General features: G+C 50.0%; 8 protein-coding genes. 2 read left to right on the top strand and 6 right to left on the bottom strand.

Going from position 1 to position 13,218, the window contains the following annotated elements; all coding sequences use genetic code 11:
* Positions 1–85: 85 nt before the first annotated feature.
* Positions 86–2,293, top strand: coding sequence for a DNA helicase II (gene uvrD / locus HMPREF3022_RS10180; protein ID WP_070765578.1), 2,208 nt, complete (start codon positions 86–88; stop codon positions 2,291–2,293).
* A 64-nt stretch (positions 2,294–2,357) separates the two neighbouring features.
* Here uvrD and HMPREF3022_RS10175 read toward each other — a convergent pair whose 3' ends face one another.
* From HMPREF3022_RS10175 to polA, 6 genes are all read right to left on the bottom strand, one after another.
* Positions 2,358–3,158: a sulfite exporter TauE/SafE family protein gene (locus HMPREF3022_RS10175; protein ID WP_070765577.1), complete on the bottom strand. Its 801-nt coding sequence runs from the start codon at positions 3,156–3,158 to the stop codon at positions 2,358–2,360.
* Positions 3,159–3,646: 488 nt separating this feature from the next.
* Positions 3,647–4,027, bottom strand: coding sequence for a putative zinc-binding protein (locus tag HMPREF3022_RS10170; protein ID WP_003748129.1), 381 nt, complete (start codon positions 4,025–4,027; stop codon positions 3,647–3,649).
* A gap of 274 nt (positions 4,028–4,301) precedes the next feature.
* Positions 4,302–7,589: a DUF2339 domain-containing protein gene (locus HMPREF3022_RS10165; protein WP_141756527.1), complete on the bottom strand. Its 3,288-nt coding sequence runs from the start codon at positions 7,587–7,589 to the stop codon at positions 4,302–4,304.
* Positions 7,590–7,836: 247 nt separating this feature from the next.
* The gene (locus HMPREF3022_RS10160; RefSeq protein ID WP_049331674.1) at positions 7,837–8,331 is read right to left on the bottom strand and encodes a GlcG/HbpS family heme-binding protein; all 495 of its coding nucleotides are present in this window, start codon (positions 8,329–8,331) and stop codon (positions 7,837–7,839) included.
* Between the two features lie 271 nt (positions 8,332–8,602).
* Positions 8,603–9,685 carry a hypothetical protein gene (locus tag HMPREF3022_RS10155; protein ID WP_070765575.1) on the bottom strand — a complete coding sequence of 361 codons (1,083 nt, stop codon included), beginning with the start codon at positions 9,683–9,685 and terminating at the stop codon, positions 8,603–8,605.
* 42 nt (positions 9,686–9,727) lie between these two features.
* A complete protein-coding gene (gene polA / locus HMPREF3022_RS10150; protein ID WP_070765574.1) occupies positions 9,728–12,523 on the bottom strand; it encodes a DNA polymerase I in 2,796 nt (931 codons plus the stop codon).
* 181 nt (positions 12,524–12,704) lie between these two features.
* On the opposite strand from polA, the gene HMPREF3022_RS10145 reads away from it, so the two are divergent.
* A complete protein-coding gene (locus HMPREF3022_RS10145; protein WP_049331682.1) occupies positions 12,705–13,205 on the top strand; it encodes a hypothetical protein in 501 nt (166 codons plus the stop codon).
* Positions 13,206–13,218: the final 13 nt, after the last annotated feature.

The following is a 13,218-nucleotide window of genomic DNA, read 5'->3' as shown; positions in this document are numbered from 1 at the left end:
AAGGCCGTCTGAAAAGATGTTTCAGACGGCCTTTTGTATTTCCTTTAAAATATCGCATTCCCATTTATTTTCAGACGGCCTCTTCATGTTTCCCAACGAATCCGCCCCCAATCTCCTGCAAGGCTTGAACCCCGAACAACTCTCCGCCGTAACCTGGCCGCCGCAATCCGCACTCGTTTTGGCAGGCGCGGGCAGCGGCAAAACGCGCGTGCTGACCACGCGTATCGCTTGGCTTTTGCAAACCGGACAAGCCAGCGTACACAGCATTATGGCGGTAACGTTTACCAACAAAGCCGCCAAAGAGATGCAAACCCGTCTCGGCGCGATGATTCCCATCAACGTCCGCGCCATGTGGCTCGGCACGTTCCACGGTCTCTGCCACCGCTTTCTACGGCTGCACCACCGCGACGCCGGCCTGCCGTCTTCCTTTCAAATCCTCGACAGCGGCGACCAGCTTTCCCTTATCAAACGACTGCTCAAAAGCCTCAACATCGCCGAAGAAATCATCGCGCCGCGTTCGCTGCAAGGCTTTATCAACGCGCAAAAAGAATCCGGTTTGCGCGCTTCCGTGTTGAGCGCACCCGATCCGCACACAAGCCGCATGATCGAATGCTACGCCGAATACGACAAAATCTGCCAACGCGAAGGCGTGGTCGATTTTGCCGAACTCATGCTCCGCAGCTACGAAATGCTGCAAAGCAATGAAATCCTGCGCCAGCACTACCAAAACCGCTTCAATCACATTTTGGTCGACGAGTTCCAAGACACCAACAAACTGCAATACGCCTGGCTCAAACTCATGGCGGGCGGCAACGCGGCGGTATTTGCCGTCGGCGACGACGACCAAAGCATTTACCGATTCCGCGGCGCAAACGTCGGCAACATGACCGCGTTGATGGAAGAATTCCACATCGACGCGCCCGTCAAACTCGAACAAAACTACCGCTCCGTCGGCAACATCCTCACCGCCGCCAACGCCGTCATCGAAAACAACGACGAACGCCTCGGTAAAAACCTGCGCACCGACGCCGAAGCAGGCGACAAAATCCGCTACTACTCCGCCTTTACCGACCTCGAAGAAGCCCAATTCATCGTGGACGAAACCAAAGCCCTCGAACGCGAAGGCTGGGATTTGGACGAAATCGCCGTCCTCTACCGCAGCAACGCCCAATCGCGCGTCATCGAACAAAGCCTGTTCCGCAGCGGCATCCCCTACAAAATCTACGGCGGCCTGCGCTTTTACGAACGCCAAGAAATCAAACACGCCCTCGCCTACCTGCGCCTCGCCGTCAACCCCGACGACGACAACGCCCTCTTGCGCGTGATTAACTTCCCACCGCGCGGCATCGGCGCACGCACCGTCGAAAACCTTCAGACGGCCTCAAACGAACAAGGCATCACCCTTTGGCAGGCAGCCTGCAACGCCGGCGTAAAAGCCACCAAAATCGCCGCCTTCGTCCGCCTGATTGAAGCCCTGCGCAACCAAGTCGGACAAATGCCCCTGTCCGAAATCATCGTCGGCATCCTCAAAGACAGCGGCCTGACCGAACACTACCAAACCCAAAAAGGCGACAACCAAGACCGCCTCGACAACCTCGACGAACTCGTCAACGCCGCCATCGAGTTCAAACCCGAAGACAGCAACTTTGAAACCCTGCCTGAAAACATTTCAGACGACCCCGCTTTCCCTATCCTCGCCTTCCTAAGCAACGCCGCCCTCGAGTCTGGCGAAAACCAAGCAGGCGCAGGCGAAAAAGCCGTCCAACTCATGACCGTCCACGCCTCCAAAGGCTTGGAATTTAACGCCGTCTTCCTCACCGGCATGGAAGAAGGCCGCTTCCCCAGCGAAATGAGCCTCGCCGAACGCGGCGGCCTCGAAGAAGAACGCCGCCTCATGTACGTCGCCATCACCCGCGCCCGTAAACGCCTCTACATCACCATGGCGCAACAACGCATGCTGCACGGACAAACCCAATTCGGCATCGTCTCCCGCTTCGTCGAAGAAATCCCACCCGAAGTATTGCACTACCTGTCCGTCAAAAAACCTGCCTACGACAGCTACGGCAACACGCGCCAAACCGCCACGTTCAAAGACAAAATCATCGAAGACTTCAAACAGCCGCAAACCTACGCAGGCTTCCGCATCGGCCAAAACGTCCGCCACGCCAAATTCGGCACCGGCGTCATCATCGATGCCGTGGACAAAGGCGAATCCGCCCGACTGACCATCAACTTCGGCAAACAGGGCGTGAAAGAGCTGGATACCAAGTTTGCGAAATTGGAAGAGATGTAGAAATTAGCTTGGAATGATAAAGGCCGTCTGAAAATTTTTCAGACGGCCTTTTAACATCTACCTATTAAGCCGAAAAAGCCTTATATGCCATTGAAACGATAATCAGCAAAACCGTTACGACCAAAACCTTACGAATAACTTCTCCGTTTGAATTGATTGCATGGAGGCTGCCAAAATGGTTGCCCAACAAATTTGCCAAAATCATCGGGATTCCGATTAGGAACGCCATTTTCCCTGCTATCAAGAAGGCAACAAATGCCCCGATGTTAGAAGCAAAATTGAAAATCTTGGAAGTAGCCGAAGCCTGCAACAACGACAATTTGTTAATGACAAACAAAGCAATGATGAAAATACTACCTGTACCCGGGCCAAAAAAACCGTCATAAAAACCAACAATCAGACAAGTTAAAAATACGGCGATAACGGATTTTTTTATCTCGCCACGCTCGTCTTCTTTTTTCAGCAAAACACCTTTAAACAAAGTTGCCAGCAAGCCTATGGGCAAAAACGCAAGAATAATGTAATTGATGGTTTCCACCGGAAGAATCAAAATGACTTTTGCACCGACAAATGCCCCAATTAAAGCCGCAACAATGCCAACCGGCACAATATGCCATACAATCGAACTGCTCTTCATAAAATTTTTAATCGCAGCCACCGTACCGATGGTACTCACCAATTTTTCCTGTGCCAACGCGACCTGAGGCGGTAAACCTACCATCAAAAATGTGGGAATCAAAATCAGCCCTGCTCCGCCCGCAATAGCATCGACATAGCCCGCAATCAAAGACGCGGCAACCAGCAAGAAAAGGCCGAGATAAAAATAATCGGCAATAATGCTGCCGGGAATAAATAATTGTTCCATGGATTGTTTCCTCTTGATTAAATTTAAATTTTTGTATGCAGGTGGTGTTTACACGAAACATCTGAGAAATAGTTATCCCGAACACCCTAAACTCAATGTATCAGGTAACGTACTTCAGACTCCACGCCCTCCTCGCAATCTTAAATACATATAATAATGACTAAAGAAATTTTTAATATGTTGATTAATATTGTTGAGTTTGTCAACAATATTAATTTATGTAAAAATATACTATGATTTAGTTAATTTGATCAAGAAATTTCTTCTTTAAGAAAATCGTTTGAAACATGCTAGGATAAGGCAGATTGCAGATCATATACTCTATACAACTTTTAAAAAATAAAGGCCGTCTGAAAATTAAATGGGTTTTCAGACGGCCTAAAATCTTTATTGTCTCACGTTCCAAATCATGTATTAGGTAAAACTTGCAGTCCCATGGTTTAGATTCTCAACCGATATTTTGGGAACAATCAGGCAAATAAAGATCGTTAACTGCTCAATACATCGCCCTTCTTCGTCAAAACATATTGATAAACTTCTTCTACTGTAGCCTCATCATAGCTTTTGCCAAAGCGTTTTTTGTAGCCCAGTTCGTATAGTTTTACATGATGCCCTTCCGGGATTTCGACGCCCACATTTTCCAAACACGATTTGGCACAATGCAGATGACAGCCGTCAATAACCAACATCGGCCGTCCGGACTGCGCTTTGCGCACCAATGGCGCGACTTTGCCGCCTACGCCGGAAATGCACGACATTTCAAATTCTCCGGCATGGTCGAGCGCCACGGCTGTGTTGTTGGCCAGCTGCGCCACATCGGAACATCCGGAACAAGAATAAATTAAGGGAAGCTCATTGCGGTTAGGCATTTTCTATTTCCTCCGGTAGCGGTTTTTATCTTTATGTGTCCATCCATGGCCAGTCTGTCGGGCGCATCATGCGTGGTATGCAGGTATTCAGGGGGCACTCGTTTTCTTTTTTCAGACGGCCACGGCTTATCCATTTACATATTAAAAAGCATCATAACTCAATACGATTAGACATTCTAGAACAAAGCAGATGGTACCTTCTAAAAAAATAAAGGCCGTCTGAAAACAGATAACGCTGCTTTTTCAGACGGCCTTTTCCTTTGGGGATTAGTGATTAGGCTTTAGGTTCTCCATCATTCTCTGCTTTGGGCGGGACGGGGGCAAACCAGCCGACCAGAAGCAGCAGCAGGCCGACGATAATGAAGGAGGCAATGCGCTCGATACCGCCGCTGTTGGAAAGCTCGATCAGGAAGAGTTTGACGACCACGATGCCCATCAGCGTCGCGCCTGTCATCCAGTAGGAGCGCTGTTTGCGGCGGTTGCCGAGTACCATCAAGATAATGGCGGTTACTGCCCAAACGACGGAGAGGCTGGCTTGCAGGCCGAAGGATTGGAGCATGATGTCGAGACGCCAAGTGATGCCGTCGTAGAAATGCCATGCGCGCATCACGCCCGCGCTGATCAGCATAAATGCCAAGGCGGAAACTGCGGTTGCCGTGGTACGGCGAAGGTCGGGCGGCAAGGCGTCGGGCAGGGATTTCAGGGCAAACCAAAGCATGCCGGCGCTGGCGAGTTCCAATGGGTTAAGCACGGGAATATACGGCAACGGCGAAGGTTGGAACGGCGTGGAGAAGTTGGTCCACAGCATCCAACAAGCGGCGGCAAGGGCGCACAACGGCAAGGCGAAATGCTGATAAATGGTTTGATGCCGTCTGAAAAATGCGTGTTGGCGCTGCGTATGGAAAACAATCCACATTGCCAAAGGCACGATCAGCCATGAAAGCTGAGTCCAAACGCCGGAGAGGAGGCCGCCGACATACAGCGCGGTCCAAAGCGTCCAAAGTATGCCGAGTATCGTGATATTGAGTTTGTGCAACCAAATCAGATCAGGGCGCGGATAATTGTTCAGAATGATGAAGTTCAACACGGTGGCGGCCACAAGCGGCAGGGCTGCGGCGGCTGTCCATGCGTGTTCGGTATGGTAAAAGACAAAATGCAGGGCAAACACGGGCAGGAATGCCAAGTTTGCCTGCAGCAATTCTTCCCATTTCAAACGTTTGGCAAACAGCAGCAGGCCGGCAAATATCGGCCACATCCACAACTCGATAAACAGGGTTTCCTCGCCTGTCCATTGCATATAGAGGGCGTAGCTGCCTGTCGCCAACGCTGTAAGCAGGATGATCCAGCCTGAAACCTGCGCAAAGTAAACCTCGTTTCCTTTCGGCTTTTCGCTTGCAACCGGCACGCGCGGATATTGCAGCGCGTAGGCAGCCGCAAACAGCAAAGGCGTAGCGGCAATAAGGTACAGATGGCTCAGGAAGCCTTGGGATTCATAAATGATGCCGGCTTGCAGCAACAGGGCGAACAATACATTGCCCAAGGCAAATGTGATAAATACATTCGGCTCATGTTTGCGTCGGCAGAATGCCCACGCCGCTGCCAAAGCGGAGAGAGCGACAATGCTGCCTTGGTCGGCCAAGAAGAGCAAAGGCAAAATAGAGATGTACAGCAAGGCGGCAGACAACACGGCCGTCTGAACGGATTTTTCCCATTGCGCCGAACCTTCGCGACGCGAGAAATACCACAGCAAATAAATCGCCGCTCCGCCAAGCAACACCACAACCGTTGTAAACCACTGCCCTTCCAGAACGGTATCGGTGCCGAAGTTCTGATAATTGCCCAACTGAATCAGTGCCGCCAAGAGATAAACCATCAGCGCACCCAAACGGATATGCGGACGCTGTTGGCGCAGACCGAAGAAATAAACCATTGCGGATTCGGCACTCCACAAGATAACCGTATTGCTTGGTTCAAAATAAAGCGGAACGGCAATTGTGAGGAACAACACCGCCAACGCAAAAAACGCCTGACGCAAAATATACAGCCCCTGCTGACGTTTCAGCAGCAGCGCGGCCAGTGCGTAAACAGCGGCAAAACCCAATGCGGAAAGCGCATCCGCAGACGGCCAATGCTCCACCATGCGGTATTGCAGGCCGAACGCCGCCGCCATCGTGCCAAACAATAAAGTATGGTCGAGGACATGCACGCGCAGGCCGTGTGTATAAATACTCTTGCCGATTTCTTCCAAAGTCGCATTGTCGGCAATCGGCGTAACGCCGTCTTCGCTGTTTTCCGTCAGCTTACGGCGTGCGAACAGATACGCGATAAAGGTATAGAGCAGCCAGTGGTAAATCAAGAAAGGTTCGGTAGTGGCGAAATGTTGCGGCGTATAACTTCGCATGCCCCACAGCGCGGCAATGGCAAAAGTAGCGACAAAACCCGTCAGGTTTAGCGGACGCCATGCCTTAAACCACGCAATCGCGGCCACACCGGCATTGAGCAGGGCAAGATAAGAAAACAGCACCAAATAATTGCCGCTGCCGTCTGAAGTCAGCAAAGGCGCGGCCATACCGCCGATTAAAGCAACCTGCGCCATAATCTGCGCATTCTGCCTTACCGCCAGCCACGCCATCAGCACGACCATCGCCACCATCAGCCCGAACACGACCGACACAGGCAGCAGCGGATGCAGTTTCAACGCCGCCAACGCCGTCAAATACATCCCCGCCACACCGAAACCCTGCAACACCAAGCCATATTCACGCTTACGGCTTTGCAGCTTCCAGCCGCCGACCACCGCCGCCAAACCCGCGCCTGCCACAGTCAGATAGCGCAGCTCCACCGGCACATGAACCCGCTCCGAGGCATAGCGCAGCAAAAACGCCAAGCCGAGGAACAGCACCACAATACCGGTTTTCAACAGCGGATTGCCGCGCAAGAACCAAGCAACAATCGGATTGTCGGAAAACTTGTACTCTCCGCCTTCCACCTTATCTTTATGGATAACGAATTGACGCGATGGCGCTTCTTCGTTTTCAGACGGCATCGAAGCAACAACAACCTCTTCTTTAGGCAACCTTGCTTGTTCAGCAGCAACCGGAGCAACCGCCTCGACAACTTCTTCCACAACAGGCTCAGACGAAGCAGCAGCCTTGGCAGAAACAGGATCAATAGGTATAGAAAAAGAAGGGGCAAACGCTTCCTCAATTTTCTGCTTAACAGGCGCAGCTTCCGCCTCAGGCTCAATCCGAACATGAAGCGGCTCAGAGGCCGTCTGAACATCGGCAACAGCCCGAACCTCAAGCCCCTGCCCTACCTTCGCCTCATCACGGACAGCCTCATGCTCCAACACCGACAAACGCCGTTTCAGCAGCTCGATTTCATGCTCCAGCTTTTGCATCTTGTCGCCTGCCGTAGCAGATTCAGCCAAACGCTCTTCTTGACGCTGTTTGGCAATCGACCAAGCAACCAGCCAAAACAACGACCCAATAATCACGCCCGTGGCCATCTCATCAAGAAAATAGCCGATCATAATAGGAATAAGCAGGCCAAAAAACTGCATGAAACACCTGTTTGATAACAATAAGAATATGCCGATTGTAACACCGGCAACATTATTCATGAAAAAAAGAGACAAAAGGCCGAGAATAAAAGCATACGGCGAATAGAATGTAGAAAATCGGAATAGAAAAAGGCCGTCTGAAAATAGTGTGGGGTTAAACCCACATTTTCAGACGGCCTCTACCTATTTCAACAACCCAACGCAAATCATGAAAAGAAACGCATTGGGGCTTGTTTCAAACTACGGCTTAACTTCCCGACAATACTGCCGCACCTGCTTTCGCGACGCTTTCGTCTTCATCGACCGAGCCGCCGCTCACACCGACACTGCCGACGATAACACCGTTTTTATCCACCAACAGCACACCGCCGGGAAAAATCACCAAACCGTCGTTGGTCACTTCAATACCGTAAAGCTCGCCGCCCGGCTGCGAAGCCTTGCCCAGATCGCGGGTGGACATATTGAAATAGCGTGCCGTTTTCGCCTTTTTCTGCGCAATATCGATGCTGCCGATAAACGCGTCGTCCATACGCGTAAACGCCTTTAAATTACCGCCCGCGTCCATGACCGCGATATTCATAGGCACTTTGATTTCACGCGCCTTTTTCATCGAAGCCTGCACCACCGCCTGCGCCTGAGCCGTCGTCAAATCGCCCGGCAGCGTTTTGGTCAAACCCGCCGAAAACGCCGGCGCACCCAATGCCAAAGTACACAACAATGCAACTGATTTTATGCCACGCATAACTGTCTCCTTGTATTGAATCAATGAAAGGTACTGCACTTTTGATTGTATGCCTGTCGGCAGGAAGAATAAAGGTCGTCTGAAAACCATAAGATAGGTTTTCAGACGGTCTCTGGTGTTTTTGGGATTCAACAACCGCGTGCGTGCGTACCGCACACACCCTACACCCGATGCCCAGTTTCAGTAGGTCGGATTCTCGAATCCGACGGCTATTTGAGATGGCAGGTTTTTGTCAGATACAAGTATCTGACTACGGCTGGCTTAATATTTATTAATTAGCTTCATCTTTCTGAATTGAAGTCTTAAGTTTATTAAACCACATATCAATGAGGTCTTGTTGGTAAATCTTCTTGGACAAAGTATCAAATATACTTGTTACAGAGCCAGAATACTCCTCTCCTAAATTATAGTCTTTCAATATTAAATCTATGCAGTCTCTAGAATAGTTATAACCTGATTCACCATAGTTAACTAAATACACAGAAAATGAGTTCATTATTTTATTAATACCTAAAAATATACTTTGTTCATCAGTGATTAATTGATCAGTTTTTATTTGCATAATACCTAAAGTTATTTCCTTTGAGCTATGTTTGGCTAAAAGATTTTCAATTATTCTAGCATTTTTAGGTCTATTAAAATCTTCAAAAATCATTATAGAATAAATAATTAATTTAAGATAACACAGATTAATAATTTTAAAGTCCTCACTATTTATGTCCCATTTTTTTTCAATATATTCATTTTTATAAATATTTTCTAATTCATATTGGAGATGATATTGAATTGCTTCCTCATATAAGGAGCTAAAATTCTTATATTTAATAGCTATATAATTAGAGATTCTTTCTTTTTTCTTAGCTTCAGGTAATTCAATTTTATTTACAATATTGAATATAAATAAACCAATTATTATCCATAACTCATTAGAAATAGTATTAAAATCTGGGATTAATGGCTTTTTAGGCAAGATTAACTTGATATATATAAAATAACTAACACTACTAATAGTAATTGCGTAAAATATCTGTAGCTTCCAATCTAGAATATGCAGTCTACCCATAAACAAATTAATAGACAATCTTAATAAAACAGAGTAAATAGTAATTAGATAAATATTTTCTGTAAATCTATCCAATTGAAAACTATAAAGAATTGCAGATATTAAAATAATGAAAATTGCAGGAGTCAGTATCTTTAGAGAAAAATTAAAAGCAGCAGAGTCCTCTCTATCTACGATGAAATCAATTTTATGATAGCCAAGAGAATAAGAATGTTTACCCAACCAATTTGATATAAAAAATAATGCAATTGCTAAAATAGGATAGATAACCACATACAATAAGACATTCATATAAAAATTCTTTCTTATTCAAAATAATAAATTCATAATTTATCAATGCGCCTCTTCCCAATTCATACCTACACCAACTTCAGCCACCAGCGGCACGTTCAACATCCCTTCATCCACTTTCGCCATAATCTGCGGCAGTTTTTCTTTGACCAAATCCAGTTCGGCTTCGGGTACTTCCAGCACCAGCTCGTCATGCACCTGCATAATCAGTTTGCTTTGCAAGAGGTCGTCTGAATGCCAGCGGGACACGTCTATCATGGCGCGTTTGATGAGGTCGGATGCGGTGCCCTGCATGGGGGCGTTGATGGCGGCGCGCTCGGCTCCGGCGCGGGCGTTGGCGTTTTTGTTGCGGATGTCGAGCAGGTAGAGGCGGCGGCCGAACAGGGTTTCGACGTAGCCTTGCACGGCGGCTTGTTCTTTGGTGCGCTGCATGTATTCGGCGACGCCGGGGTAGCGGGCGAAGTAGCGGTCGATGAAGGTTTTGGCGGACAGGTTGTCTATGCCCAGCGATTTGGCGAGGCCGTATTGGCTCATGCCGTAAATCAGGCCGAAGTTGATGGTTTTGGCGTAGCGGCGTTGTTCGGACGAGACGTTTTCGGGGGCGGTGCCGAATACTTCGGCGGCGGTGCGGCGGTGTACGTCTTCGCCGTTTTGGAACGCGGTGATGAGGGTTTTGTCGCCGGAGAGGTGCGCCATGATGCGCAGCTCGATTTGGGAGTAGTCGGCGGAAACGATGACGCTGCCTTGCGGTGCGGTGAAGGCGCGGCGTACGCGGCGGCCTTCGGCGGTGCGGATGGGGATGTTTTGCAGGTTGGGGTTGTTGCTGGCGAGGCGGCCGGTAATGGCGACGGCTTGGGCGTAAGTGGTATGCACGCGGCCGTCTTTGGGGGAAATCATTTCGGGCAGTTTGTCGGTGTAGGTAGATTTGAGTTTCGCCAAACTGCGGTTTTGCAGGATGATTTTGGGCAGAGGGTAGTCGGGCGCGAGCTGTTCGAGCACGGCTTCGTTGGTGGAAATACCGCCTTTGGCGGTTTTTTTCAGGCCTTTAGTGGGGATGCCCATTTTGTCGAACAGGATTTCTTGCAGCTGTTTGGGCGAGTTGAGGTTGAACGGCTGGCCTGCGGCGGCGTAGGCTTCTTGTTCGAGCTTCATCAGCTCGGCGCCGAGTTCTGCGCTTTGGCGGGCGAGTTCGGCGCGGTCGATTTGCACGCCGTTGCGTTCCATTTCAAATAAAACCTGCGCGACGGGCAGCTCCATTTTTTCATACATTTCAAGCTGTTTAGCGTCCATCTGCGCGCGCAGGTGCGCTTCGAGGCGCAGGGCGAAATCTGCGTCTTGGGCGGCGTATTCGGTCGCCTGCCCGATGGCAACATCGGCAAAACTGATTTGCTTCGCGCCTTTGCCGCACAGCGATTCGTAGGTAATGGTTTCCAAGCCCAGCCAGCGTTCGGACAACTCGTCCAAGCCGTGTCCGAGATGGCTTTCGATGATGTAGGAAGCGAGCATGGAATCACCGGCAATGCCGTTCAGGGCGATGCCGTAGTTGGCGAAAACGTGTTGGTCGTATTTGAGGTTTTGCCCGATTTTTTTCAGGGCTGGGTTTTCCAAATGCGGTTTCAGATGACCTAATACGTCTTGCAAATCAAGTTGTTCGGGTGCGGCAGTCAGGCTATGCCCTACGGGGATGTAAACCGCTTCACCTGCCTGGAACGCGATGCTGATGCCGACCAGCGCGGCGTTCATCGCGTCTAGGGAGGTGGTTTCCGTATCAATGCCGATTGTGTCCGCCTTCGCTAGTTTGTCCAATAAAGCGGTAAATTGCGCTTCGGTGGTAACGGCTTGATAATCCAGTTTTTCAGGGGCTGGGGCAAGCTCGGGTTGTTTTTCAGGCTGCGTTTCCATCGCCAATGCAGCTTGTTCGCCGATATGCTCGCTGCCGAATAAATCTGTGTTTTGCGCTTCGTGCATACGGCTTTCCGCCTCTTTCAGCCAAGTGCGGAAGCCCCAGCGTTTGAAATCAACAACCAGCTGCGCCCATTTAGGCGTAGTGCGGCGCAGGCTTTCGAGGCCGTCTGAAAGCTCGGTGTGCAAATCCACATCGGTTTTAATCGTTACTAAGTCATACGACAGCGGCAGTTGTTCCAAAGCGGCTTGCAGGTTTTCGCCGACCTTGCCTTTGACTTCGCCAGCGTGTTCCATCACGCCGGCCAGCGAGCCGTAGGCTTCCAGCCACTTCACCGCGGTTTTCGGGCCGCACTTCTCCACGCCCGGCACATTGTCCACTTTGTCACCCATCAACGCGAGATAATCGCGAATCTGGTCGGGGCGCACGCCGAATTTTTCCTTCACGCCTTCAATGTCCAGCGTTTCGCCGCTCATCGTGTTCACCAGCGTCACGCGCTCGTTTACCAACTGCGCCATGTCCTTATCGCCGGTGGATACCACCACGTTCCACCCTGCTTCGCTAGCCATCTTAGCCAAAGTTCCGATAACGTCGTCCGCTTCTACCTGCGGAATCACCAATACCGGCCAGCCCATCAGGCGCACCAAATCCGGCAAGGCTTCCGCCTGCGGGCGCAAATCGTCCGGCATCGGCGGGCGCGTCGCCTTATAGTCGGGGAACATCTCGTGGCGGAAATTCTTGCCCTTCGCATCAAACACCACTGCGCAATAGTCGTGTACATAATCCGCCCTCAACCGGCGCAGCATGTTCAACACGCCATACATCGCCCCAGTCGGCGCACCGTCTGGCGCAGACAAATTCTGCCCCATAGCATGATAGGCGCGGTAAAGATAAGAAGAGCCGTCAACGAGAAGGAGTGTGGGTTTGTTGGACATGGAGAACCTGCTGTGTGTATGAAAATAATGTACGGATTATAAAGGAAAAGGCCGTCTGAAAACCGAAAATCAAGTTTCAGACGGCCTGATGTTTACATAAATATACGGTTTCAGGTATTGCGCCTCAGAATCCCATCTTGTATATTTGTATTCAAATGAATACAAACCAAATCAAACGAATATGAATGCAACGAACCGTATCCCAATTAGTGTGCGCATCACTCAGGAAGATGCTGATTTTATTGCCGAACTCAAAATTGAAGGTGCGAATACGCCGTCTGAAAAAATCCGCGAATTGCTCAAGCTGGCGCGCTTGGCGCATACGCAGACACGCGATTACGGCTCCGCACTGACAGCGCAGGAGCAATTTTTCCAAGCGGCAAAACACGAAATCTTGCACGCTGAAAAACAGGCCGGAGTGCATTCGCATATCGTGGCGAGGTTGTTTGAACAACTGCCTGACTTAGGCGCAACACTCGCCGCCGACCTGCCCGAAGAAGCTGACCTCGACGATTTGAAAAAATACGAGCGCGAACTGATGTGGCGCATCGTCCGACTCACCGACAGCATCTTGCAGCTCGCCGTAACCGGCAAAGGCGCGGCATACGACGACAGCGTTCTGCAACAGCTTGAAAACACTTTGAAACTGGCGAAGATTGTGCAGCAGGCAAATGAAGTTTAAGGCCGTCTGAACA

The organism is Neisseria sp. HMSC065C04, assembly GCF_001815375.1.
GTDB lineage: Bacteria > Pseudomonadota > Gammaproteobacteria > Burkholderiales > Neisseriaceae > Neisseria > Neisseria flavescens_D.
This window is presented reverse-complemented; position numbering and strand designations above follow the sequence as displayed.

Coding starts and splice junctions, on each gene's coding strand:
- polA (WP_070765574.1), bottom strand. CDS start 12,523: ATGTCCAACAAACCCACACTCCTTCTCGTTGACGGCTCTTCTTATCTT.
- HMPREF3022_RS10165 (WP_141756527.1), bottom strand. CDS start 7,589: ATGCAGTTTTTTGGCCTGCTTATTCCTATTATGATCGGCTATTTTCTT.
- HMPREF3022_RS10170 (WP_003748129.1), bottom strand. CDS start 4,027: ATGCCTAACCGCAATGAGCTTCCCTTAATTTATTCTTGTTCCGGATGT.
- uvrD (WP_070765578.1), top strand. CDS start 86: ATGTTTCCCAACGAATCCGCCCCCAATCTCCTGCAAGGCTTGAACCCC.
- HMPREF3022_RS10175 (WP_070765577.1), bottom strand. CDS start 3,158: ATGGAACAATTATTTATTCCCGGCAGCATTATTGCCGATTATTTTTAT.
- HMPREF3022_RS10155 (WP_070765575.1), bottom strand. CDS start 9,685: ATGAATGTCTTATTGTATGTGGTTATCTATCCTATTTTAGCAATTGCA.
- HMPREF3022_RS10145 (WP_049331682.1), top strand. CDS start 12,705: ATGAATGCAACGAACCGTATCCCAATTAGTGTGCGCATCACTCAGGAA.
- HMPREF3022_RS10160 (WP_049331674.1), bottom strand. CDS start 8,331: ATGCGTGGCATAAAATCAGTTGCATTGTTGTGTACTTTGGCATTGGGT.